Source organism: Aeribacillus sp. SP014 (assembly GCF_054055575.1).
Map to the genome: position 1 here is coordinate 1,727,506 of NZ_JBSRXI010000001.1, position 25,795 is coordinate 1,753,300.

22 protein-coding genes and 3 pseudogenes are annotated in these 25,795 nt (G+C 38.7%); 21 read left to right on the plus strand and 4 right to left on the minus strand.

Going from position 1 to position 25,795, the window contains the following annotated elements:
* The first annotated feature begins 169 nt into the window (after positions 1-169).
* From ACVIJU_RS08480 to ACVIJU_RS08495, 4 genes and pseudogenes are all read left to right on the plus strand, one after another.
* Positions 170-361 carry a hypothetical protein gene (locus ACVIJU_RS08480; RefSeq protein WP_430732325.1) on the plus strand — a complete coding sequence of 64 codons (192 nt, stop codon included), beginning with the start codon at positions 170-172 and terminating at the stop codon, positions 359-361.
* 107 nt (positions 362-468) lie between these two features.
* The gene (locus tag ACVIJU_RS08485; RefSeq protein WP_430732326.1) at positions 469-921 is read left to right on the plus strand and encodes a transposase; all 453 of its coding nucleotides are present in this window, start codon (positions 469-471) and stop codon (positions 919-921) included.
* Positions 922-960: 39 nt separating this feature from the next.
* Positions 961-1,056, plus strand: a pseudogene (locus ACVIJU_RS08490) (hypothetical protein); the annotation flags it as partial.
* A gap of 41 nt (positions 1,057-1,097) precedes the next feature.
* A complete protein-coding gene (locus ACVIJU_RS08495; protein ID WP_430732327.1) occupies positions 1,098-1,400 on the plus strand; it encodes a transposase in 303 nt (100 codons plus the stop codon).
* A gap of 132 nt (positions 1,401-1,532) precedes the next feature.
* Here ACVIJU_RS08495 and ACVIJU_RS08500 read toward each other — a convergent pair whose 3' ends face one another.
* The gene (locus tag ACVIJU_RS08500) at positions 1,533-1,880 is read right to left on the minus strand and encodes a four-helix bundle copper-binding protein (protein ID WP_063389307.1); all 348 of its coding nucleotides are present in this window, start codon (positions 1,878-1,880) and stop codon (positions 1,533-1,535) included.
* A 433-nt stretch (positions 1,881-2,313) separates the two neighbouring features.
* Here ACVIJU_RS08500 and ACVIJU_RS08505 point away from each other — a divergent pair, with 433 nt between their 5' ends.
* Positions 2,314-3,543 (plus strand): IS110 family RNA-guided transposase, encoded by a 1,230-nt coding sequence (locus tag ACVIJU_RS08505; protein ID WP_027725928.1) that lies wholly within the window; start codon positions 2,314-2,316, stop codon positions 3,541-3,543.
* 299 nt (positions 3,544-3,842) lie between these two features.
* Here the strand turns inward: ACVIJU_RS08505 and ACVIJU_RS08510 are convergent, their stop codons facing one another.
* Entirely contained in the window at positions 3,843-5,417 is a 1,575-nt protein-coding gene (locus ACVIJU_RS08510) for a multicopper oxidase family protein (RefSeq protein WP_063388937.1), read from the minus strand.
* 183 nt (positions 5,418-5,600) lie between these two features.
* A pseudogene (locus tag ACVIJU_RS08515) lies at positions 5,601-6,471 on the minus strand (C39 family peptidase).
* A 313-nt stretch (positions 6,472-6,784) separates the two neighbouring features.
* Here ACVIJU_RS08515 and asnB point away from each other — a divergent pair.
* From asnB to lgt, 3 genes are all read left to right on the plus strand, one after another.
* Complete coding sequence (gene asnB, locus ACVIJU_RS08520) at positions 6,785-8,674, plus strand: asparagine synthase (glutamine-hydrolyzing) (RefSeq protein ID WP_063388936.1); 1,890 nt, start codon at positions 6,785-6,787, stop codon at positions 8,672-8,674.
* A 651-nt stretch (positions 8,675-9,325) separates the two neighbouring features.
* Positions 9,326-9,466 (plus strand): Lmo0850 family protein, encoded by a 141-nt coding sequence (locus ACVIJU_RS08525; protein ID WP_419177809.1) that lies wholly within the window; start codon positions 9,326-9,328, stop codon positions 9,464-9,466.
* A gap of 3 nt (positions 9,467-9,469) precedes the next feature.
* Positions 9,470-10,276, plus strand: coding sequence for a prolipoprotein diacylglyceryl transferase (gene lgt / locus ACVIJU_RS08530; protein ID WP_063388935.1), 807 nt, complete (start codon positions 9,470-9,472; stop codon positions 10,274-10,276).
* A 144-nt stretch (positions 10,277-10,420) separates the two neighbouring features.
* Here lgt and ACVIJU_RS08535 read toward each other — a convergent pair whose 3' ends face one another.
* On the minus strand, positions 10,421-11,092 hold the full coding sequence (locus tag ACVIJU_RS08535) for a class I SAM-dependent methyltransferase (RefSeq protein WP_042411710.1): 672 nt from the start codon (positions 11,090-11,092) through the stop codon (positions 10,421-10,423).
* A gap of 1,677 nt (positions 11,093-12,769) precedes the next feature.
* Between ACVIJU_RS08535 and ACVIJU_RS08540 the strand changes: the two genes are divergently transcribed.
* The 13 genes and pseudogenes from ACVIJU_RS08540 to merA all read left to right on the plus strand — a co-directional run bounded on the left by ACVIJU_RS08540 (position 12,770) and on the right by merA (position 25,594).
* Complete coding sequence (locus ACVIJU_RS08540; RefSeq protein ID WP_042411712.1) at positions 12,770-13,621, plus strand: hypothetical protein; 852 nt, start codon at positions 12,770-12,772, stop codon at positions 13,619-13,621.
* Between the two features lie 1,233 nt (positions 13,622-14,854).
* On the plus strand, positions 14,855-16,114 hold the full coding sequence (gene ltrA / locus ACVIJU_RS08545; protein WP_456687929.1) for a group II intron reverse transcriptase/maturase: 1,260 nt from the start codon (positions 14,855-14,857) through the stop codon (positions 16,112-16,114).
* Between the two features lie 252 nt (positions 16,115-16,366).
* Positions 16,367-16,735, plus strand: coding sequence for an ArsR/SmtB family transcription factor (locus tag ACVIJU_RS08550; protein ID WP_011229855.1), 369 nt, complete (start codon positions 16,367-16,369; stop codon positions 16,733-16,735).
* Entirely contained in the window at positions 16,728-18,866 is a 2,139-nt protein-coding gene (locus ACVIJU_RS08555; RefSeq protein WP_063388926.1) for a heavy metal translocating P-type ATPase, read from the plus strand. Before ACVIJU_RS08550 ends, ACVIJU_RS08555 begins: the two co-directional genes overlap by 8 nt.
* A 290-nt stretch (positions 18,867-19,156) precedes the next feature.
* Positions 19,157-19,465, plus strand: a complete 309-nt coding sequence (locus tag ACVIJU_RS08560; RefSeq protein WP_456687480.1) for a helix-turn-helix domain-containing protein — start codon at positions 19,157-19,159, stop codon at positions 19,463-19,465.
* A 55-nt stretch (positions 19,466-19,520) separates the two neighbouring features.
* Entirely contained in the window at positions 19,521-19,841 is a 321-nt protein-coding gene (tnpA, locus tag ACVIJU_RS08565) for an IS66 family insertion sequence element accessory protein TnpA (protein WP_327864002.1), read from the plus strand.
* On the plus strand, positions 19,835-20,191 hold the full coding sequence (gene tnpB / locus ACVIJU_RS08570; protein WP_157727923.1) for an IS66 family insertion sequence element accessory protein TnpB: 357 nt from the start codon (positions 19,835-19,837) through the stop codon (positions 20,189-20,191). Before tnpA ends, tnpB begins: the two co-directional genes overlap by 7 nt.
* Before the next feature lie 61 nt (positions 20,192-20,252).
* Positions 20,253-21,830, plus strand: a complete 1,578-nt coding sequence (gene tnpC / locus ACVIJU_RS08575) for an IS66 family transposase (RefSeq protein ID WP_327864003.1) — start codon at positions 20,253-20,255, stop codon at positions 21,828-21,830.
* A 101-nt stretch (positions 21,831-21,931) separates the two neighbouring features.
* A complete protein-coding gene (locus tag ACVIJU_RS08580) occupies positions 21,932-22,480 on the plus strand; it encodes a hypothetical protein (RefSeq protein WP_456687481.1) in 549 nt (182 codons plus the stop codon).
* Positions 22,481-22,508: 28 nt separating this feature from the next.
* Positions 22,509-22,748: pseudogene (locus tag ACVIJU_RS08585) on the plus strand (arsenical pump-driving ATPase); the annotation flags it as partial.
* Positions 22,749-23,196: 448 nt separating this feature from the next.
* Complete coding sequence (gene merR / locus ACVIJU_RS08590; RefSeq protein WP_035067772.1) at positions 23,197-23,595, plus strand: Hg(II)-responsive transcriptional regulator; 399 nt, start codon at positions 23,197-23,199, stop codon at positions 23,593-23,595.
* 157 nt (positions 23,596-23,752) lie between these two features.
* Positions 23,753-23,884: a hypothetical protein gene (locus ACVIJU_RS08595; protein ID WP_268753480.1), complete on the plus strand. Its 132-nt coding sequence runs from the start codon at positions 23,753-23,755 to the stop codon at positions 23,882-23,884.
* Between the two features lie 60 nt (positions 23,885-23,944).
* Positions 23,945-25,594, plus strand: a complete 1,650-nt coding sequence (gene merA, locus ACVIJU_RS08600; RefSeq protein ID WP_063388928.1) for a mercury(II) reductase — start codon at positions 23,945-23,947, stop codon at positions 25,592-25,594.
* The last annotated feature ends 201 nt before the right edge of the window (positions 25,595-25,795 follow it).

Here is a 25,795-nt window from a genome sequence, read left to right on the forward strand (position 1 = left end):
CTCTTATCATCCGAAAATGATGTTCAAAGTCATCTTGTATGCGTATGCCAATCCCATTTACTCTTCCCGCTAGATCGCCAAACAGCTGAAAGAAAACATTTATTTCATATGGCTGTCCGGCAGCCAGACTCCGGATTTCCGGACGGTTAACCGGTTCCGATCAGAACGGATGAAGGAAGTCATTTACGAAACCTTTTTCTCCATTGTCGATCCGCTTCGTCAAGAAGGGTTGGTTAAGTTAGAGGATTATTTTCTGGATGGAACAAAAATCGAGGCCAACGCCAACCAGTACACGTTTGTTTGGCGAAAGTCGACGGAAGGATACGATCGGAAGTTGGATGAAAAGTTCCAACAATTGTAGCGTCGATTGAGCAAGTAACCAAAGAGGATGAAAAGGCGGAACAGGAGCTGGATTTTCAAGAAAAGCTGGAAGCAGCACCGATTACATCCGAAGCGATCGAGGCGACGATGGAACAAGTCGAGCAACGCCTCAAGAAAGATCCAAAGAATCGAACGTTAAAGAAAGCGAAACGACAATTGGAACAAGATCTTCTCCCCTGTAAGAAGAAATATGAAGAATACAAAAAAGTGTTAGGCGAACGGAACAGTTTTTCGAAAACGGATCGGAATGCGACCTTTATGCGGATGAAAGAGGACCATATGAAAAACGGTCAGCTAAAACCGGGATACAATGTGCAGATTGGGACAGAAAACCAATTCGTCATTGGATTTAGCGTTCATCAACGTGCCGGAGATACCGGATGTTTGATTCCACATTTTCAACCGTTATCATCGTATGGACGGCCCATGCAAAAACAAGTCATCGCGGATTCGGGATATGGGTGGGAGGAAAACTACACGTATTGCGAAGAAAAGAAGATCGCAGCGCTGATCAAGTACAATACGTTGGAACGGGAATAAACGAAAGCATGGCAGAAAGAAATCGGCCGAGCAGAGAATATGACGTATGACAAGGAGTTGGATAAGTGGGTTTGTGCCAAAGGAGAGCGATTGGTTTTCGTTTATGAATGGAAGCAGAAGACAGATAACAGCTATGAATCGATCAAACGCACGTATCGCTGTACCGCTTGCATGGGATGTCCGTTTCAGACGGAGTGTGCGAAAGGAAAAGAAACGAAAACCATCACCGTCTCCCTCCAAAACCAAAAACAACGCAGGAAATCCGAGAACGGTTGGCAACCGAGGAAGGAGCCACGAAGTACCGGAAGCGACAAACAGAAGCAGAGCCGGTGTTTGGGCAAATCAAGCATAATCAGCAATTTCAGCGGTTTTCATTGAGAGGCCTCCCAAAAATCACGTTGGAATGGGGTCTAGTTTGTGCTGCCCACAATCTGAAAAAGTGGGCGGCAGCCACTGATCCGACAAGGAAAAAACAGTGAGAAAAAGAAAGAGGCAGAAGCAATTTTTCTCGACAAATATCCAATAATAACCAAAAAAGAGAAAAAAGAAAGAAGATGCTGGCTTCAAAAGGTCGATTCAGCGACCTTTTGAGTCAGCCTCTCACAATAGTATTATGATGACATTTTACGGCATTCTTCAGCGCACTGACGGCATAAACTAGCACATTCCTGACAGTGTGTATCTTGGAATTTTGCACATTCAACCGCACAAGCATCGCAAATTGTCGCACAAAGTTGACAAAACTGTTTCGCATACATACTTCCACGGGACATCCATTGGGATGCCATAGCACAAATGTCCGCACAGTCCCGAAGTATGTTGATACAATGAGTTCTGGCTTGCACATCAGCTTCTTTTAAACATGAAGTCAGACATTCTTCACATGCTTGCACACATTTGTTACAAGCATCAATACACGTTTGAAATTGTTGAAATGATGAATCAATAACCGTTGTCATATATAATCACTCCTCGTATACTAAGTTTCAGAAAGTTTTTTTATCGAATTTCCAGTCCGATACGCTCCTTGACAATCGCATATCTTGGGTGGTTGCCTTTGTGGGAGGGGCGCGCCCCTCCCACAAAGGGTTGAGCGTACCGGGGTTGGACTTTTCGCAATGTTCCTGGATAATGGTCTTAGGATCATCGGGGATACTCTTCTCACTCCTGTAGCTTTGACTACTTGTAAAGTCTGTCTCCTCGGCCCCTGTTTGGACGTCTAACCCGCAGGCTGTTCCCGTTGGTTTTCCCCATGCTGGAAGGAGCAGCTTCCAGGGCAGCCCATGGTCCAACGTGAGTTCTCATATGCGAGGGTGACTGGTCAACAGGCGCGATCCGGGGGCATCCCGAAGAGTCCTACCCCTCGATCCTACAACAATAGGAGGTGATCTCATGAAACTCTACGTCGGGATCGACGTGAGCTCACGCGACTTAGCCACCTGCATTATGGATCATGAAGGAAATACGTGCGCACGCTTCAAAGTGGATAATCATCTTCTGGGCGCCACCTTCCTTCGGGATCAAATCCTCCTGTGGGCTAACAAGCGAAAGCCAACCGAAATTCTGATCGGGATGGAAGCCACCTCGGTCTACAGTTGGCATCCAGCTATGTTTTTCCACCAGCAGGAGGCCTTGCAGGCTTGGAACGTCAAGGTGTTTACGATCAATCCAAAGCTCATTCGCAAGTTTAAAGAAGCCTATGTCGACTTGGAGAAAACGGATGACATCGATGCTTGGATCATTGCGGATCGGCTTCGCTTCGGCCGTCTGAAGATGACGGCTGTCCTCAAGGAGCAGTTTCTCGCGCTTCAGCGACTGACACGCATGCGATATCATCTCGTCCACCAGTTAACCCGTGAGAAACAGTATTTTCTCCAGCACTTGTTTTACAAATGCAGTTCCTTTACCCAAGAGGTGGACAGTTCGATCTTCGGACATGCCATTCTCGAACTGCTGCTTGAGTCGTGGAGCCTCGATGACATCTGCCAAATGGATGTCAAGCAGTTGGCCGACTTCCTGCGCCAAAAAGGGCGCAATCGCTTTGCCGATCCGGAATGCATCGCCAAGTCGATTCAAAAGGCGGCCCGTTCGTCGTATCGGTTGTCCAAGTGTGTCGAGGATTCCATCGACTTGCTGTTAGGGCTGTCGATTCAATCAATCCGCAGCCTGCAATCGCAGCTCAAAGAGCTCGATAAAGCCATTACCCGCCATCTTGAAGGCATTCCGAACACACTGCAAACCATCCCAGGCATCGGACCGGTTTATACCGCAGGCATCCTGGCCGAAATCGGGCAAATCGAGCGGTTTCACAACCAGGCCGCCTTGGCAAAATATGCCGGCTTGACATGGTCCAAGCACCAATCGGGCCGTTTTCAAGCCGAGGACACCTCCCTCATTCGTTCCGGCAATCGCTATCTCCGTTACTACCTAGTGGAGGCTGCCAACTCGGTGCAACGGCATGATGCGACGTTTCGTGCGTACTACCGGAAGAAGTATGAGGAAGTGCCCAAACACCAACATAAACGAGCCCTCGTCCTCACCGCTAGAAAACTCGTGCGTGTGATCGATGCGCTGCTACGCAACGGTCAAATCTACACGCCAAGAAAGGGGGAAGATCGATAAGAGGATCGATCTGGTATACCAATATCAACCTTTAGACCCAGTTTATTACATGTACCAATACTGGGTTTCTTCAGTATTGCCTTTTTTCGGATCATCGGACAAGGGAATTTCCAATTTCTATGATTTTTCACCTTGACATATTACCGCAGGACTTTTGATTTAAATTCATTTTTATTTTTTTCTAACTAAAAAATAATATACTGGAAATACGAACCAAGGACAAAAAATAAGAGGCTGTCTCAAAAGGTTGCTAAATCGACCTTTTGAAATCAGCCTCTTTTACTTACTACAATAAGCCGTTATTCACCTTTATTCGTTGTGTCATTCGGATCTGGGGTATAGTCCGATTTGTAATCGGTATATTTTACTTCTGTGACCATTCCGGCTGAAGCATGGTGCAAGTCATGGCAATGGAACATCCAATTTCCCGGATTATCCGCTTTAAACGCGACGACATATTCTTCACCAGGGTTTACATTTAAGGAATCCTTTATCAATGGAGAGCCTGTGACCGGCTTGCCGTTTTTGCTTAATACTTGGAAGAAATGTCCGTGTAAATGCATCGGATGTACATCCATAGGTGAATTGTTCACTATTTTTACTTTTACTAAATCTCCTGTCTTCACATTGATCGGCGCTGTGTCAGGATACGTTTTCCCATTAATCGTGTAGACCATGCCATCTTTGCCCATGGCTGTTCCTAAATCCATTGTGTACTCTACATCATATTTTTGGTCTAGTGTAAATTGACCTACTTCATATTTTCCGTATGTTGTCATATCCACAACAGGGAGGTTTTCTTTTGCATTTTCTTTATCCGTATTGTTTGTCTGGTCTTCGTATTGAATTTTCACTTTCATGCCATCGGTACCTTCCATATCACCATGACATTCTAATAACCATTCACCCGGGTTATTCGCGATAAATTCAATATCATAACGTTCACCCGGAGCAATATTTAAAAGTTCATCTTTGATTGGTTGCGGATCTTTTAACGGCTGCCCGTCAGTTGCGACAATTTTAAACTCATGACCATGCAGGTGAAGTTTGTGGGCCATGTATCCTGCGTTTACAAGGCGAAGCCGCACCTTTTCGCCTTTCTTCACTTTTAAAGGTTTGACAGCGGAACCGCTTTTCCCGTTAATCGTGAAAATATCATACATATTCATATCATGGCCCATGCTGCTCATATCCATTTGTTGATTATCAGAGCTATTTCCATTATTCATATTACTATGATCCATTCCACTCATATCCATATTTCCTTCATCCGGATTGCTCATCCATTCATCTAACACAAGTGTATAATCTCGATCTACTTTTTCTTCATTTTTCGGTTCTACGATTAATGTACCGTATAATCCCTTGTCCACTTGCTCGGCGCTTTTTTGATGGGAATGATAAAAATACGTTCCCGGCACGGTTGCTGTAAATTCATACGTAAACGTTTCACCCGGTTTAATGGCGTCCATCGTGACACCCGGTACTCCATCTTGGTTATTTGGAACAGGGTAGCCGTGCCAGTGAATCGTGATCGGTTCTGGCAATTCATTTTTTAAAACAATTTTCACATTATCCCCTTGCTTTACGCGGATTTGCGCACCGGGTACCGATCCATTGTACGTGTAGACCGGAAGTTTGACTTGATCGTTGATTTGTAATAACGCTTCCTTAGCAGTAAGATTAATCTCTTTACCGGATAAAACTTCTGTATTGGTTGCCAAAGGCAGTTTCTTACTGGAGTCCTGTGCGGTGTTTTCTTCCTTCATATTCATGTTGGACATGTCGTGTCCTTGCATCGAAGAATTATTTGAGCAAGCTGCACCAATCGCAACAACTCCTGCCAAAACAGTTCCTAACAATAATTTCTTCATCGCTTTCCCTCCATAAACTTGTGATGTAAGTCATAGTAACATCATCATAAAAAATAAATGTGCAAAATTTGTGGAGAAAAAATTATTATATTAAAATTTTTTTCAAACGAAGAAGTTCGAAGATTAAATCATTGTTTGACATTAATAGGAGTCAGATAAAATTTTGAAACTACTTATAATCGATTAATTGCGGTTATAGGTAATAGCTTGTTTACCCATTTGTATCCAAGCTAGAATAAATTCAGACTTAGGTGCTTTTTTATTTTTCGTACCTGTCAACGGGTCATTAAAATAAATATATTTCTCATCGTATCCGGTGATTAACACGGAATGCTCCTGGTATGTTATTTTTATAAGGACCTTGCGGGGTCTGCCATTCCATAAATTCAGACGGAGGGAGTACACGAAAGGTTGTGTTGGTAATAACCCAAACTGGGGTACCTTTAGACAAATATTTATATATTTCTTCAAATGATTGTCCTGTTAAATCAACGATTTGGTTAGGTAAATAAATCTCGGCTAATTCTTTTATAGGTTTATGATAGACACCGTATCCCGGTTTCTTTTTTGTATACATGTCACCAACAAATCCTTCATTTGGATGTCCATAAAATACCTTTCCATTATGTATTCGATAAGGGGTTGGATTTTTCTTTATTTGCTTCGCTAGTGTCATCTTGTCTACATTGATTCCCGCTTGATTCAAAAGCATTGCCAGACTTGTTACCTCGCACCCCCTTGGTAGTTCTGGAAGTTGTGAGAGAAGGGGAGCATCAATGAGAGCTGATTTAACCGGGACTTGTTCTTTTGAATTAGATGACGAATTTCTCTCTTCAACTTTATTTTTATATGATGTTTTCTGTACTAGATTTTTTATAGCATCGACCATGTTTTCAGAATTTACATAATAGACAAATAGAGTTAAAAACAATAAGAAAAAAGCGATATAGGATCCTAGTGCTAGTTTATATAACTTCTTATTGGTTGGGTTTCGCAAAAGAAAAATAGAAAGTGAAACAATCATAAAATCTAAAAAAAATATAATCCCTAACATGGCAGCTGCAACCTCTTTGTTAAACATGCTGTTTTTATATTATCGACTAAATTTGCAGAAACAATGGAGATGATTCTTATCATGTAATTATGTAACAATCTCAAAAGAATCCATAATTTCTCCATATTTTATTGTTTTAATATGTTAGAGGAATGAGAATATCGCAACAGATTTTCAGGAGGAATAATTTATATTAAAAGTTCATTTACAGGAACCTATAGTTTATTAAGTTTTAAAATATAATATTTTGCTAGCTCAAACCTTGATACAATTTATAAAATTAAATTTGATAAAGTGGAGGAATAACAACATAATGTGCGGTTTTATTGGTTGCATTCATGATCATCCAAGAATCATCGATGAAAAATGGAAAGAAACGTTTCAAGAAATGAATAATATCATTACTCATCGCGGTCCTGACGATGATGGTTATTTTTTTGATGAATACGTGAATTTTGGATTTCGACGCTTGAGTATTATTGATCTTGAGGCAGGGCATCAGCCATTGTCCTATGAAAATGAGCGATATTGGATCATATTTAATGGGGAAATCTACAACTATGTGGAATTGCGAGAAGAATTGCTTGCAAAGGGATATAAATTTACTACTCATTCCGATACCGAAGTCATTATTGCTCTTTATAGTGCGGAAAAAGAAAAAGCTGTAGAAAAGCTTCGGGGTATGTTTGCTTTCGTCATCTGGGACAAACAAGAGAAAACCATTTTTGCGGCACGTGACCCGTTTGGCATAAAACCATTTTTCTACATGGAACAGGGAGACCGTACGTTTTTTGCTTCCGAAAAGAAAAGTATTTTGCTCGCGCTTGAAAATGATTTACTAGATTATGATTCACTGCAGCATTATTTGACATTTCAATATGTACCTGAGCCAATGACGATGTCTGTTGGCATTCGAAAGTTGGAGCCGGGTCACTATATAAAGAAAAAAATCGGTGAAAAATTAACCATTCATCGCTACTGGAAAGCCAAATTCCAACCTATCATCCAATCAGAAGATGAACTTGTCAAAGAAATTCGCGACGCGCTGTTCGATTCCGTGAAGGTACATATGCGCAGCGATGTACCGGTCGGCTCGTTTTTATCAGGAGGAATTGATTCATCCTTCATTGCAGCGATTGCGAAACAATTCAATCCTCATCTCAAGACGTTTTCTGTCGGTTTTGAGCGGGAAGGCTTTAGTGAAATTGATGTGGCAAAGGAAACAGCGGAAAAGCTGGGCGTTGAGAATATTAGCTATGTCATTTCACCAGAGGAATATATGGAGGAATTGCCGAAAATTATGTGGCATATGGATGATCCACTTGCCGATCCCGCTGCAGTGCCGCTTTATTTTGTTGCCCGAGAAGCAAGAAAGCATGTAACGGTCGTTCTTTCCGGTGAAGGAGCAGACGAGTTATTTGGCGGTTACAACATTTACCGTGAGCCGCAGTCATTGGAACTTTTTGAACGAATGCCAAGTGCGGTTAAATCAGCTTTGAGAGTGATTGCAGGACTACTCCCGGAAGGAATAAAAGGAAAAAGCTTTATTGAGCGCGGTACGACACCAATGGAAGAACGATATATCGGCAATGCGAAAATGTATAGCGAGACAGAAAAACAAGAGCTGCTAAAAGGATATAAGAGGGAATTAGAACATACAAATATTACAGCTCCTTTTTATAGAGAAACAACTCATTATCCTCCTGTAAACCGGATGCAATATATTGACATTCATACATGGCTGCGAGGCGATATTTTATTAAAAGCGGACAAAATGACGATGGCCCATTCATTAGAGTTGCGGGTTCCATTTTTAGATAAAAAGGTATTTGAAGTAGCGGCAAAAATCGTTCCAGAAATGAAAACGGCAAACAGCACGACGAAATATATTTTACGAAAAGCAGCAGAAGGAATTGTTCCAGATCATGTTTTAAATCGCAAAAAACTAGGATTTCCGGTGCCAATTCGTCATTGGTTAAAAAATGAAATGCACGACTGGGCGAAAAATATGATAAAAGAAAGCGAAACCGATCATTTATTTAATAAAGATGTATTGTATCGTTTACTAGACGAACATTGCAGAAATAAAGCAGACCATAGCCGGAAAATCTGGACCGTCCTTGTTTTTATGATTTGGCATCAAGTATACATGGAAAAGAAATACGATTTTACAAATGTAGATAAGCAGTCGCTATCAATCTAATTTGACTGATTTGCGATTGTCTGCCTTTCTTATTTGCACCCAAGCTTCTAAAAATTTAGTTTTGGGTGCTTTTCTATTTTTTTGGAATTGTTACCATAATTAGTAAGATTAGTATTACCGTTTCTTAACATGAAGATGAGCCGATTGAGTATAAAATATGAGTTATTTTTATTATTTTGTTACTTTTTCTACATATTTTCTACAAATTTATTTATTAAGATACATTTATCTAGTTGTTAGAATAATTGATTTAGGAGAGGATATGAAAACTGTAAGAACCAAAAATTGAAACAGCAAGAGTCAGGAGTACGGATTCTGTAATTTTTAATGAAATCATCTATGATGTTAGTCAAACAGTTGATTTTATTGTGGAAGGGCAGAAAGAAGTCACAACCGGCATCCATATAATTGAAGAAACTGCTTCTGTATTTCAACAAATTGTAAAAGCTATAAGCTGTTTATTTGCAAGAGGTGGTGCTAAACACGAACAATATTTGGTCTCAATCATAAACAATTAATATAAATCAAATCAAGAACTTTACTTTTGAAGCGTCTTCACTGACAGAATAAGTACAAGTATTAAATCATCTAAACTTAAGATATCGGTCAATAACTTAACTTTACACTGCCAAATGAGGTGGTTGGAATCGAATGAATAATGAAAAGCGAGTTCTTCAAATCGTAAATCGTCTTAGAGCGATGGGCATACCAGCAGAAATAACGAAATCAAGACTAGCTATATTAGCTTATATATTAGAAAATTCAGAAAAAAGGTCAGGAAGGAGGTTTTAGTAAATGGAACCCATTAAACCTTTAAATCCAATTGCACTGGAATTAGGTCCTTTAAGTATTCATTGGTACGGAATTATTATTGGTACAGGACTCTTGTTAGGATTGTATATTGCTACTAATGAAGCAGTAAAAAGGGGATTACAAAAAGAAGTATTTACCGACCTTGTATTATGGGCTGTCCCTATAGCTTTAATATGTGCCAGAATTTATTATGTCATCTTTAATTGGTCATATTATTCGCAACACCCCGATGAGATTATAGCGATATGGAAAGGCGGAATTGCCATTCATGGGGCTTTAATAGGTGCTATTGTCACAACTGTCGTTTTTGCAAAGAAAAAAAATTTGAGTTTTTGGAAATTGGCAGATATCGCAGCACCAAGCATTATACTGGGGCAGGCGATTGGACGTTGGGGAAACTTCATAAATCAGGAAGCACATGGGGGCCCCGTATCAAGAGAGTTTTTAGAAAGCCTTCAACTGCCCGATTTTATCATTAATCAAATGTACATTGAAGAAAGTTATTATCATCCAACATTTTTGTATGAGTCTCTATGGAACTTGATAGGGTTTCTAATTTTATTGATATTACAACGTTTAAACTTAAAACGTGGAGAAGTATTCTTGACTTATGTTATATGGTATTCGATTGGTAGATTCTTTATTGAAGGGATGAGAACAGATAGTTTAATGCTAACGGACAGTTTAAGAATGGCTCAAGTTTTATCTGTTGTTTTAGTGATTACAAGCACAGTTCTTATATTATACAGACGAACTAGAAAAGGTTTGACGGCTAGGTATAAAGATTAGATTAAACTGTTTTTTAGGCTATCGAAAAAAGATCGATAGCCTCTTTTTAATCCTGTGTATCTAATTAATAAAAAACTTGTAGCCAAAAATCCTGTCTGTGATAAGCTAAACAAATACTTGCTCTTGCCGCTAACACACTATGTTTTAATTTATAATTTTTAGATTGATGGGTTTAGTGGCGGAGTATAACGAAATAGTGCCGAATAAGGTATCAAAACTTTTATGTTTATGAATTTTTTCGAACCCTGCCCCTTTCATATATCTTTCAATTTGCCCTTGTATATTTCCATTTGTACTCTCAAAGCCATCTAACAATTGAATTGGCAGAAAGGCTGCTCTCATAAAAAGGTTAGAGGGTGGCCCATAATCTGCTATATGAACTTCTCCACCGGGTTTTAAAACCCGAAATATCTCATGGAATGTAGCTTCCTTCTCTGTTGAATCAAGATGGTGGAAGAAAAGAGTTGAAAGTATGCGATCGAATGTATCGGAATCGAAGGGAAGAGCTGTAGAGAAACCTTGAATAAAGGTTATATTGTTTGTACTATCGTTTTTTTGTCTGGCTATTTCTATAATTGAAGGATCTGCATCAAGCCCGTAAAGAGTTGTTTGAGGATATAACTTGCTAATTTGCAAAAGAAGAGTTCCAGTTCCGCAGCCAATATCAAGAATCTCATGGTTAGGTCGAAGCAAAGCCTGCTCAATAAGAGCAGTTTTAAATGTGTTTTCTCTCGTAGTCCATTTTATGATGAAATCATAAAAGGAAGTCAGCCATTCAAAACGCAAAGCTCGTTTAAAAGATTTATCGTTATTCATTAAATTTCACCTCACTTATTTAAATAGATAAACGATAAGCACAATGATACTGATTACTCCAAAACAAGATATTATACGGAACAGAAACGTGATTTTCTTTTTCGTTCTTTCACAATCGGTTGTTTCATCATTCACCTAGATAACTAGATAAAATATGAACAATTGTTATTATAAGAACAAATTATGAAGAAATTATGGAAAATAAAAACAATTCAAGAGAAAGTAATGTTAATCAGTAGTGTGATATCAGTATCTTAATGTATCACAAAGGGAAAGAGAAAATTTAATTGGAATCCAAACAAAGTAAAAGGATAAACGTGGATTTATCTTTCCTTTTTAGGGTAGTACCAACAAAAAGCATACGCTAAAGACATATATTGAAAACGAAAAGTCGTTTTTTCTACGCTAAGCAAGAAAGAATCAGCTTTTCAAGAAGGAATTTCAGTTGATTATTTCTGAAATAAACATCTTGGCGATTTAACAATATATCGAATGTCTTTTCACACATAGTTGGACAATCTTGGAGAGTTTTATGTGTGCTTGGCGACATCATCATTGTGAATCCATTATCATCTCTCCTCTAAATATCCTACGCTGATAAAGTATTCATTGTGCGAATATCCTGTCACCAAGGCATTAACCTAAAAATCAAGCATAAAAATACCAGTTCACGAAAGGTTGGTATTAAATAAATTTATTGTTTTATACAGAGAAAGCTGTCAAAATTCTTTTTTGGTCCAATACATTAGATCCAGCCCGTTCAAGATGATCAATCAATTCTTTCTAAGTAAAATTCTCTGGTGGATGGTCAAATTTGAAATATATCTTAAAAAATAAGGGGCGTCCTTATCTAAATCCTCCACCATATATCACCTGATTTTAAAACGCGGTGAATTTCTGAGTGGTGATTTTTATGCAAAGGTAAATTACTTGCTATTGGGGCTGGTCAAGCTAATTGCTGATTTATGTGGTCATAGATTGTAGAGTTTATTTGCGTACATATATTCAAAGGATATTCATTAAAGCGATATCAAATATTAATAAAATCTAAATCCTTGAAATACAACTGTAGAGCGCTAATAGCCATGAAAATGTTTAGCTGCATCAAATTTGACTTTTTTCATTTTTACACCACAATATGTAGTGAACACCATATGTGTGGTTAATGCGTAGAAAGGATGAGAAACAATGGAAAATCAATGAAGAGGGGATTGAATCGTTTCTTTGGAGCTTAAAGCAAAAATAATGAATTATATCTGGGCATCAGGGGAAAGTTACCATTAGGGAAGTCCCACAGCATATCAACAATGAAAAACCAATTTCTTTTAATGCTGTTATGACTGTGTTGATAAAGGATATTTACATAAAGAAACGAGAAGAGGAATTGCTTACTTTAAATACGTTCAAACCAAAGAGCATTTTTATCTGAGCAAACAAAATCCGTAGCTTATGGATTTTTTGAGGAGTTTGGAGGATTAGCTGTGGTTCAAATGGTTGATGCTATTCAGGATGTGGATCTATACTTGCTTAAACAGCGAAAAGAAAAATTAAGTGCAGTGAAAAGAAGGAATGAACATGACTTCAAGGATGAAATCTGATGTGTCCATTTTTGCAATATGTTTAGAAAGTCAAATCTTGTTTCACAAATTCTTAATCTAGAAAGGGTGAAGTATCAATATGAAAAAAATAATGCTAATAGCTCTGATCTCCGCTTTATTGATTGCAAGTGGATGCGGCAAATCCGACAATACAAATGAAAATCAACATATGAATCACAAAAATATGCAACAAGGTGAAAATCACGAAGGAATGAATAACGAAACGAACCAGTCCCCAGATGTCACTACACAGGTTGTTTGGAAGTTTTCAAAAGAAACTCCAAAAAGCAATGAAACGGTTGATTTAACAATTCAAATTAATGATAAAGAAGGGAAACCTATTGAAAAATTTGATATTCAGCACGAAAAGCTAATGCATCTAATTGTAGTAAGTAAAGATTTATCTTATTTTGATCATTTACACCCTGAATACAAAGGTGACGGACTGTTCACGACTGCCTTAAACTTTCCTGCTGGAGGAGAATATAAATTATATGCCGATTATGTTCCAAAAGGGGCATCAAAAGTTGTAAAAAATCACACTGTTACGGTTATGGGAGAAAAAGCACAAACAACTCCACTCAAACCAGATGAAAATTTAACTAAAGTTGTCGATGGCAAGGAAATTACATTATCTTTTGACGAACTCAAAGCCGGAAAAGATGTTACATTGAACTTTAACATTAAAGACCACAAGACAGGTCGACCGATTACTAATTTACAACCATACTTAGGTGCTATTGGACACGTTGTCATCATCAGTGAGGACACAGAGGAATACTTACACGTACATCCAATGGACGAAAAGGCAAAAGGACCAGACGCTAAATTTATGACCAAGTTCCCTAAGAGTGGAATCTATAAAATTTGGGGTCAGTTCCAACACGAAGGTAAGGTTATTACCGTTCCTTTCGTAGTCAAAGTTTCATAAAAACAAAAAATCCTCCCACGGCGGAGGATTTTTTGTTTTGGTGCGCCCGGCATGTACATGAACTATAGGGTGTAAGTCCCGAACCCCGAAGACAGAAGTAGAGGTTAGCCAAGAGCAAGGGTGTCCGTGGTGACGCGGAATCTGAAGGAAGCTGGAGGCAAAACACCGGTCCGAGGAACACGAACCTCATATAAGGCTAGGTATGATTGAGTGAGTTTGCCAAACAAAACAAAGCTCTTTCTGTCGAAGGTCATATCGAGTAAATGAGGCGGATAGATGGTGTGAAAGTGCATGTACTTACCCGGGGAGGTCTGGCGGATAGGTGAAATGCGCTTCATAACCTACTTAGTGATAAGTAGCTGAACCGTCAGAAGTCAGCAGAGGTCATAGTATTAGTTGGTTTAGAACTACTAAGAAGGACCGAACAATTAAGAGAGAATAGCCCTTGGCATTCAGTGAGTCATGATGAACACAGAAAACGTAGTACCTCACTTGAGGAAGGAAGCGGTGAATCCCGTGGGAGACCTCTTGGAGGGTGGAGTGACCACTGGCATAAAGAGAACAGCTATTCACGGAAGTTATAAAGACTTGCGTCAATCATCTTAATTGAACCGCCGTATACGGAACCGTACGTACGGTGGTGTGAGAGGACGGGAGTTAATCGCTCCCTCCTACTCGATTGTGCGCCCGGCATGGGTGTAATCTATAGGGTGAAAGTCCCGAGCTGCGAAGGCAGAAGTAGCAGTTAGCTTAACGCAAGGGTGTCCGTGGCGACGCGGAATCTGAAGGAAGCGAGCGGCAAACTTCCGGTCTGAGGAACACGAACTTCATATGAGGCTAGGTATCACTGGGTGAGTTTGCACAACAAAACAAAGCCCTTTCTGCCGAAGGTGATACAGAGTAAATGAAGCAGATGGATGGAAGGAAAGATTACACTCTTACCCGGGGAGGTCTGGCTGGCACGCCAAGTAACCTTGGTAACCTATCTAGTGATAGATAGCTGAACAGTCAGAAGTCAGCAGAAGTCATAGTACTCTTTCAAGCTCGAGATGGAAGAGGAAGGACTGAACAATTAAGGAGAACGAATCGCTAGGCGTTCATCTTCTGTGTGGAAGCAGACAATCCGATAGGACTTACTTGAAGGAGGAAGTGGTGAATCCCACGGGGGACTTCAAGAGGGTGGAGCAGAAGATGGCACAAATAGAAGAATTCGTTCACGTGGAGAGGATATCAATGTTGATGGAAATGATTTTGTCACGGGAAAATCTCCTGGCGGCACTGAAACGAGTCGAACAGAATAAAGGAAGTCACGGAGTAGATGGCATGTCCGTAAAAGACCTACGAAAACACCTCTACGAAAATTGGGACTCCATTCGACAGTCGTTGAGAGAAGGAACCTACAAGCCCTTACCCGTCCGTCGGGTCGAAATCCCGAAACCGAACGGTGGAGTAAGGCTTCTAGGGATCCCTACCGTGACGGATCGTTTCATCCAACAAGTGATTGCCCAAGTGTTGACGAAAATTTTTGATCCGACCTTCTCGAACCATAGCTATGGTTTCCGCCCAGGCAGAAGGGGACATGATGCGGTTAGGGAAGCAAAGGGTTATATCAAAGAAGGATATCGTTGGGTAGTCGATATAGACCTAGAGAAATTCTTTGACAAGGTGAATCACGACAAACTGATGGGGATCTTGGCGAAAACGATCAAAGATCAAATTCTACTGAAGGTAATTCGCCGGTATCTTCAATCAGGCGTGATGATCAATGGAGTGGTAATGGAAACGGACATGGGAACGCCTCAAGGCGGCCCGCTTAGTCCACTTTTATCAAACGTCATGCTTCATGAATTGGATAAGGAGCTTGAGAAACGTGGACATAAGTTTGTTCGGTATGCGGATGACTGTAACATCTATGTGAAAACAAAGAAAGCAGGAATTCGTGTCATGAATTCCATTACGAACTTTATCGAGAAGGAGTTAAAGCTCAAGGTAAATAAAGAGAAATCGGCGGTAGACCGTCCTTGGAAACGGAAGTTTCTCGGTTTCAGCTTCACACTCAATAAGACTCCAAAGGTACGGATTGCGAACGAAAGTGTGAAACGTTTGAAGAACAAGATCCGTGAAATTACATCAAGGTCGAAACCGTATCCAATGGAGAAAAGGATTGAGAAACTGAACAAGTATTTAATGGGATGGTGCGGATATTTTGCCTTGGCAGAAACACCAAGTAAGTTCAAAGAATTTGATGAATGGATTAGACGAAGGCTTCGAATGTGTTTGTGGAAAGAATGGAAAACCCCGAAAACAAGAATTCGGAAACTCAGAGGATTAGGGGTTCCAAGCCATAAAGCATTCGAATGGGGCAATACACGCAAGAAATATTGGCGGATTGCCTGCAGTCCCATTCTACACAAAACCCTCGACAACTCCTATTGGAAGCGTCGAGGGTTAAGAAGTCTATTCGAAAGATATCAAGCACTACGTCATACTTAATTGAACCGCCGTATACCGAACGGTACGTACGGTGGTGTGAGAGGTCGGGGGTTAGTCACCCCCTCCTACTCGATTTTTAGCTAATAGAATTTTTTGATGTAGCTAATTAAATGAATCGCACGGTAAATATTGGGTTGATTTTTTTAAATTCCATTCTTTTTTTGTTTTTAATTCAAATAAATATTTGAATAATAAAAGAAATGGGGTATAATATATTCAAACGGAAATTTGAATATGAAAGGGGGATAATGAATGAGTAAGAAAGATACATGTGAAATTTATTGTTATGACGAAGAAAAAGTCAATCGAATACAAGGGGAATTGCAAAAAGAAGATATATCCAGTGTTGTCCTGTTGTTTAAAGCACTGGCAGATGAAAATAGGGCAAAAATTGTCTATTCACTTTGCCAAGATAAAGAGTTATGTGTATGTGATATTGCCAATATCATTGGGGCTTCTGTTGCAACCACTTCCCATCATTTACGGACTCTTTATAAACAAGGGATTGTAAAGTATCGAAAAGAAGGAAAGCTAGCATTTTATTCGCTGGATGATGACCATATTAAGCAGTTAATCATGATTGCGTTAGTACATGAGAAAGAGGTGAAAGTCCGTGTCTGAACAACAAGCAAAATTATCTAAATCAGAAGCGAAAACCTACCGTGTTCAAGGATTTACTTGTGCAAACTGTGCGGCAAAGTTTGAAAATAATGTAAAATCATTGCCAGGTGTTCAAGATGCTAAAGTAAACTTTGGAGCATCTAAAATTACCCTTTGGGGTACAACAACCATCGAAGAATTAGAAAAAGCAGGAGCTTTTGAAAACTTAAAGGTTCGGGAAGATAAAGAAAAATCAGTCAAGCGTGAACCTTTTTGGAAGCAAAAAGAGAACATTAAAGTGTATATTTCCGCCGTTTTGCTTGTGATCAGTTGGTTTTTAGGGAAGCAATACGGAGAAGAGCATATCTTTGCGACAATTGGATATGCTGCAGCAATTTTAATCGGTGGATATTCGTTATTTATAAAAGGTTTCAAAAACCTAGTTCGATTGAATTTTGATATGAATACGCTGATGACAGTGGCGATTTTAGGAGCTGCAGCGATTGGTGAATGGGGAGAAGGTGCAACGGTTGTTATTCTATTCGCCATTAGCGAAGCCTTAGAGCGTTATTCCATGGATAAAGCTCGTCAATCCATTGAATCGTTGATGGATATTGCTCCAAAAGAAGCATTAATTCGTCGCGGAAATGAAGAAATGATGGTCCCTGTTGACGATATTCAAGTCGGAGATATTATGATCGTAAAGCCTGGTCAGAAATTAGCGATGGATGGAATCGTCATCAAGGGTACATCTACGCTAAATCAGGCTGCCATTACGGGAGAAAGTGTTCCAGTAACCAAAACAGTCGGTGATGAAGTCTTTGCAGGAACATTGAATGAAGAAGGGTTATTGGAAGTAAAAGTTACAAAACGAGTGGAAGATACAACTCTTTCGAAAATCATCCATTTAGTGGAAGAAGCTCAAGCAGAACGAGCACCTTCTCAAGCGTTTGTAGATCGTTTTGCCAAATACTATACACCAGCCATTATCATTTTTGCTCTTTTACTAGCCGTTATTCCTCCATTATTTATGGGTGCTGATTGGAGCGAATGGATTTATCGAGGTCTAGCTGTATTAGTGGTTGGTTGTCCGTGTGCGTTGGTTATTTCCACGCCTGTTTCGATTGTAACTGCCATTGGAAATGCAGCGAAAAACGGTGTGTTAATTAAAGGTGGTATTTATTTAGAGGAAGCAGGAAACTTAAAAGTGATTGCTTTTGATAAAACAGGAACATTAACAAAAGGTATTCCTTCCGTCACCGATGTGGTCACTTATAATGGCAATGAAAATGAACTAATGACCATTACAGCAGCCATTGAAAAAGGCTCACAACATCCACTTGCTTCCGCCATTATAAGAAAAGCAGAAGAAGATGGATTGAATTTTAATGATGTATCGGTTGAAGAATTCCAATCCATTACAGGTAAAGGGGTCAAAGCCAAAGTAAATAACGCAATGTATTATGTCGGAAGTCCAGGTCTTTTTGAAGAACTTCTTCCAAATGGCATCCAATCAGAAATAAAAGAACAAATTACAACCCTTCAAATACAAGGGAAAACGGTCATGGTATTAGGGACGGAAAAAGAAATTCTGGCGTTAATTGCCGTGGCAGACGAAATAAGAGAATCATCCAAAGAGGTTATTCGAAAACTTCATCAAGTCGGTATTGAAAAAACGGTGATGCTGACGGGAGATAACCAAAGAACAGCCGAAGCCATCGGAAAACAAGTCGGTGTTTCCGATATTAAAGCCGATTTACTTCCAGAAGATAAACTGAATTTCATCAAAGAGCTTCGCGACAAGTATCGAAGTGTTGCGATGGTTGGAGATGGTGTGAACGATGCACCAGCTCTTGCAGCTTCAACCGTTGGTGTGGCAATGGGTGGTGCTGGAACCGATACAGCCCTAGAAACAGCCGATATTGCCTTAATGTCTGATGATTTAAGCAAATTGCCATATACGATTAAATTGAGCCGCAAAGCTTTAGCGATTATTAAGCAAAACATTACTTTCTCTTTAGGGATTAAGGCATTGTCATTACTGTTAATTGTGCCTGGTTGGTTAACGTTATGGTTAGCGATATTTGCCGATATGGGAGCAACATTAATCGTAACATTAAACAGCATGCGATTGCTAAATGTGAAAGAATAATGCAATAGTTGAAGAAGACACACAAAAAGACCGAATTTATTTCGGTCTTTTTGTGTGGTTTAAAAATCAACATTGAAATTTAACAAAGCCCTGATTAAAAACAGTCAAAACTAACAAAACAAATGACCTAAATTTTAGAGATCTTAATTAATTAAATGGGATTTTAATAAAAATGCTTGGCGCTTAAAGCCAAGCATTTCTTATTTTCCTAAAATTACTTAGGTAATGTCATAGGTATAACATTACCAACATATTTTTATTTTAAATAATTTTGAGCGGGGGAGAAGGAGATGGAAGTATATAATGTTCACCAAGCACTAAAAATACTTCAGGAATATTACATTACTGACTCAATTCAAATGGTTACTCGTTGGATCAGAGAAGGAAAGATTAAAGCAGAACGTTCGGCAAATCGAAAGGAGGGTTGGCGAATTTATCACGATGATTTATTCGAGTTTATTGAAGAACAGAGACCAGGTTTGCCTGAAGTAATGGGAGTTTATGAATGGTATGTAGAAAACTCTTTTTCAATGTTGGCGAATGACCATCGTGAAAAGCATAATAAATTGGTAAGCGTCAAATCTTGCACACCTTCTTGATGTGCTAATTTCATGAGATAATCTCCTCAAGATGAAATTGAAGGGGGTTTTTTTTATGCCTAAGAATACTGAATTACAAAAGGTTTGGGAACAACGAATCGCTGACTATCGTAAAAGCGGTCAAACTCAAGTAAACTGGTGCAAGGAAAATCAATGGAGTATTCACCAGTTTAAATACTGGTTAAGAAAAATTGAAAATCCAATAAAAAATCAAGGAAAGTCTACAAAATGGGCATCCGTTACCCTAGAAGATCATTCACAAACAGTTGAAAATTCATTACGGATTGAAATTAGTGGGATTTCAATTGAAGTAAAACCTGGTTTCGATCCGGCCTTTCTTTCAGAAGTGGTTAGGACGTTGAAATCAACATGTTAGCTGGTACAAGAGCTGAACGAGTTTACTTGGCAAAAGGAAGTACTGATTTGAGAAAATCCATTGATGGATTAGCTGCTTTGGTGAAAGAGGGATTTGATTTAGATCCCTTTTCATCAAGCTATTTTGTGTTCTGTAATCGAAAGCGAGATAAATTAAAAATTCTTCACTGGGACTATAATGGTTTTTGGCTTTATTATCGTCGATTGGAAAAAGGAAAATTTCAATGGCCAAATGAAAATGACACTGGAACGATACAAATTAGTTATCGGCAATTACGCTGGTTATTGGATGGTCTTGCAATGGAGCAAAAGAAAGCACACCCAGAAGTAAAGGCTAGAACAGTTATATGAATTTTTTACTTTTAACAAAAACCTTGGAGGAAAATAGCTAAAACCGTCGAATTATTACTACATGATGAAAAATTTAAAGAATCCTACCCAAAACCCATTTGAATTAATTGAAAAACTTCAACAGCAAATCGTTGAATTGACGGCGAAATTACGATGGTATGAAGAACAGTATCGTCTTAGTCAAAAACGAAAATTTGGCTCTTCAAGCGAAAAAACAAATCCTAATCAATTAGAACTACCTTTATTCAATGAAGCAGAGGTAGAGTCTAATGTAAAAGCCGAAGAGCCAACTGTTGAAACAATTACATATCGTCGTAAAAAGAAACGTGGTCAACGTCAAGCTACGTTTGAAAACCTGCCTATGGAAACGATTGAATATCGTTTACCCGAAGAAGAGCAGGTCTGTTCGTGTTGCGGTGAAAAAACACACGAAATGAGCACAGAAGTACGACAAGAATTAGTGATTATTCCGGCTCAAGTCAAAGTTTTAAAACACGTTCGATATGTCTATGGATGCCGTCATTGTGAGCGTAATGAAATAGAGACACCAATCGTTACAGCACCTGCCCCAAAATCTGTGTATCCAAAAAGTTTAGCTTCACCGTCAAGCATGGCATATATTATGAATCAAAAATATGTAGAGGGGCTACCTCTATATCGCCAAGAACAACAGTTCAAACGATTAGGTGTGATCTTATCCAGGCAAACCATGGCCAATTGGATGCTTTATGGTGCCGAAAAATGGCTTGCGCCAATTTATCAACGAATGAAAGAGCATCTCCTCTCTAAAGACATTCTACATGCGGATGAAACAACTGTTCAGGTTTTACATGAACCTGGAAGGTCAAGTACATCGAAATCTTACATGTGGCTTTATCGGACTGGAAGAGAGGATCCACCACTTGTCCTTTATGACTATCAGGAAACTAGAGCAGGAGAACATGCCAAAGAATTCCTAAAAGGGTTTAAAGGATACCTGCATGTCGATGGATATGCAGGATACCATAAGGTATCCGGCGTAACATTAGTTGGATGTTGGGCTCATGCCCGCAGAAAGTTCGATGAGGCTTTAAACGTACTTCCTGAATCCAAACGTCATTCAGCAGTCACAGCTCGGGAAGGACTCAATTTCTGTAATCAGCTATTTGCCATCGAGCGTGATTTGAAAGAATGTACACCAGAAGAACGATATAAAAAACGACTTAAACACAGCCAACCATTGTTGGAGGCTTTTTCAGCATGGCTAAAAACAGAGAAAAGCAATGTTTTACCAAAGAGTCTATTAGGTCAAGCCATTACATACTGCCTCAACCAATGGGAAAAACTCGTGGCATTTTTAGAGGATGGACGTTTAGAAATCGATAATAATCGAAGTGAACGATCCATTAAACCATTTGTGATCGGAAGGAAGAACTGGATTTTTAGCAATACTCCGAAAGGAGCTAAGGTCAGCTCAATCATTTACAGTATTGTGGAGACAGCAAAAGAGAATAAATTAAATCCATTTTATTATCTTCGCTACTTATTTGAAAGGCTTCCCAATATGGATATAAGCAATATGGATGAGCTTGATCAACTACTTCCTTGGTCCAAAACAATTCCTTTGAATTGTCGGGTTTTTAATAATTTATCACAATAATAGTATTTAATCCCTATCATTAAAAGGTGGGGATTATTTTACGCTTACATAAATTGGATTCTGAAGAAGTTAAAGGTGATAGCACTCACTCGGAAGAATTAATGAAACAGCTCATGGAGGAGAAGAATCAATTAGAAAATCAACTCATTAATATGCAGGATGAGTTGAACTTGGTTTACGAGCAAATCACTGAGTTAACGGTTAAAATTCAAAAGCTGGAAGAAGAAAATGCTTTTTTAATGGGTTTATATGAGCAAATGGATGAGATGTATCAAGAATTAATAAAGAAAAATCAACAAGAAAGTAGTAATGAAACACCAAAAACAATGGAACGCAAATTAAAGAAAGAGATGTCTATTGAAGATTTTAAAATGATTTTCGAAAAAGTGATCAAGGGATACAAAAGTGAAACAATAAACTACATACAGCAAGAAAATAAACTAATCAACGAAATATATACGTTGTTTTTCAATGAAGATGGAGAGTTAAAAAACGAGGTTATTGATGATGGAGAATATATTTGTCCATTGACTAAGAAGAAGTATAAAAAAAATTTAAGATCCATGCTTAAAAACGCGATCCGAACCAAATTAGAACAAATCCTGAATTCAGTTGACGAAACAGTGTTAGCTAACGACTCGAGTCGTTAGTCTTTTTTACTTATCAAATAAATAAGGATTTGAAATGGAGTTAACAAACGAACTGAAACAAAATTTGTTTGCTTGCAATCTAGATCCGGAAGCAACAATCAAAGCCTATCGAGAAAAAGTTGTGGGTCCCTATCGCAAAAAGTTACCGGATTCTGTTGTTGCCTCAATGGAGGAACAATTGTCGGGGGCTTGTACAGTAGAAATTGCTGCTTTCGATGAATTTACCAACTTGTTAACCAACCTTGATACATCGAAACGAAAGAAACATTAAAACGTTTGTTTCCAAAAGCATAGCGACTAACGATCAATTAAGAAAAGGGGAAGAGAAATATGGTGATTACTGATCAAGCGAAACAAGCACTACAAGATATTTTAAAGAAACACGGTAAAGAAGGAGTTTGTCTTTATTCTGCAAACCACAGATCGGTTGGAGATTATTAATGGTATTCGGGTAGCGATGGATGAGAAAGTGGCTTCTATCATCGAGAGAGTTACACTTGATGTGGAAGAAACGGGAAAAGGCGTTCAATTCGTCTTATTAGGCTTAAATCAATGTTGTTAAAAAGTTGAATTGCTAATAGACCAAAGTAATGAGGACAAAAAAGTTGTTTAAACATAAATTAACGAAAGTAGATTTTAATAAGCTATAAAAACTTCGAAATTCATTTGACCCTGTACTATGGTACAGGGTTTATACTTTATCTAGGGGTGATAAGATGAAATATCGTATTGGTGAACTGGCTGACAAATGTAACGTTAATAAAGAAACCATTAGATATTACGAGAGAAAAGGCTTAATCAAAGAAACTTCACGAACAGATTCAGGGTATCGAATGTACTCGGAAGAGACTGTGAAGCGCATTGGTTTTATTAAACGTATGCAGGAACTAGGGTTTTCTCTAAGTGAAATTCATAAATTACTTGGTGTTGTTGATAAGGATGAGGTTCGATGTGCGGATATGTATAGCTTTGTTTCTCAAAAAATAGGTGAGGTTCAACAACGAATTAAAGATTTAAAGCGTATCGAAAATATGTTGAATAAATTAAAAGAAAGCTGTCCGAATGAAGAGCAACTACATGAATGTCCAATTATTGAATCTCTGATTGATGATTAAAGAAATGAGATATCAATGAAAAATAAGACATTTATAGTGATCGGAACACTTGTTACATTATTACGACTTGTAGTAACGAAAATAATGTAGAAACTACAGCGAATGGAAATAATACTAAAAGTGCTACCTTTACCATTACTGAAATGGATTGTTCAAGTTGTCCTGTGTTGTCAAAAGTGCTCTTGAACGTGTAGAAGGTGTAAAAACAGTGGAAGTAACCATTACAGAAGGTTCCCAAGGAACAGCTAAAGTTGTGTTTGATGCTTCAAAAACAGATGTAAAAACTTAAAAAAATACCGTCTTAGAATTAGGAAATGGTGTTAAACAATAGGAGGTGTTTCATTTGTCAATTCGTAAATATCGTTTACAAGTGGAAGATATGACATGTACTGGGCGTGAAAGGCACGTTGAAACAGCTCTAAACAGCATAGGAGCTAAAAATGTAGATGTAAATTTTCGCCGTGGAGAAGCTGTTTTCGAATTGCCAGAACATATAGGTATCGAGAAAGCCAAAGAAGCTGTGAATAAGGTTAATTATAAGGCAGGTGAAGCTGAAGTTATTCATCAACAAAAAAGCTCCGTTGTTGGTGATGATGAAGGTGATTATGATTATGACTTTATTGTCATTGGTTCTGGGGGAGGAGCTTTTTCTGCTGCTATTAAAGCAGTGGAATATGGGGCAAAAGTGGCGATGATTGAGCGTGGTACCATCGGTGGGACTTGTGTAAACATTGGATGTGTTCCATCAAAAACACTGCTACGTTCTGGAGAAATCAATCATTTAGCAAAAAACAATCCATTCCTTGGTTTAAATACTTCAGCTGGTTCGGTAGATTTGAAAAAACTAATGGAACAAAAAGATGAACTGGTGAGAGAATTACGTCAGCAAAAGTATGTTGATTTAATTGATGAATATGGGTTTGAACTAATACAGGGAGAAGCAAAATTTGTCAATGAAAAAACAATAGAAGTAAACGGGAATAAAATAACAGCTAAACGCTTTTTAATCGCAACAGGAGCTTCCCCATTGATTCCTAATATTCCGGGATTAAAAGATGTTGACTACTTAACAAGCACTTCTTTGTTAGAGCTTAAAGAACTGCCAAAAAGTCTTGCTGTTATTGGTTCAGGATACATCGGATTGGAGTTAGGTCAGCTCTTTCACCATTTAGGAGTGGAAGTAACGTTAATGCAGCGTAGCCAAAGAATTCTTAAAGAATATGATCCTGAAATTTCAGAAGCTGTAGAAAAAGCATTAACAGAACAAGGCATTCATGTTATTACCGGTGCTACATTTGAGCGTGTAGAACAGAATGGAGATATGAAACAAATTCATGTTACTGTTCATGGTGAAAAGAAAATCATTGAAGCTGAGCAGCTACTTGTAGCTACGGGGCGCAAGCCAAATACGGAAGCACTAAATCTTCAAGCTGCAAACGTAGAAGTGGGTTCTCGCGGTGAAGTTAAAGTTGATGACTATTTACGAACCTCCAATCCTAGAATTTATGCTGCCGGAGATGTAACAATGGGACCGCAATTTGTTTATGTTGCTGCATACCAAGGTGGAATTGCTGCCGATAATGCAATCGGTGGCTTGGAGAGAAAAGTAAATCTTGATACTGTTCCGGCTGTTATATTTACTAGTCCATCGATTGCTACGGTAGGATTAACTGAGGAGCAAGCTAAAGAAAGAGGATACGAGGTGAGAACTTCTGTTTTACCACTTGATGCAGTTCCAAGAGCGCTTGTGAATCGCGAAACGACAGGTGTATTTAAACTTGTTGCTGATGCAAAAACATTAAAAGTGCTAGGTGTTCATATTGTTGCCGAAAATGCTGGTGATGTGATTTATGCAGCCACATTAGCTGTAAAATTTGGTCTAACGGTGGAAGATTTGCGGGAATGCCTTGCACCATATTTAACGATGGCAGAGGGATTGAAATTGGTTGCCTTAACATTTGATAAAGATGTTAAAAAATTATCTTGTTGTGCTAGTTAAAGCTCCTTTTCATAAACATATAGGATTTTTGATTATTCTAACTGTACTTGAGCAAATTTACAATGAAGCAGAAAAAGAGATACGAACCGATTCCTTGGTTAGAATAGAATGTACCATCAAATTCCCCAATCAAGGACAAGGAGGGAAGATGGAAAATTGGAAGGGAATTTTTTATGGGAACAGAAGCTCTCCAACTGATTG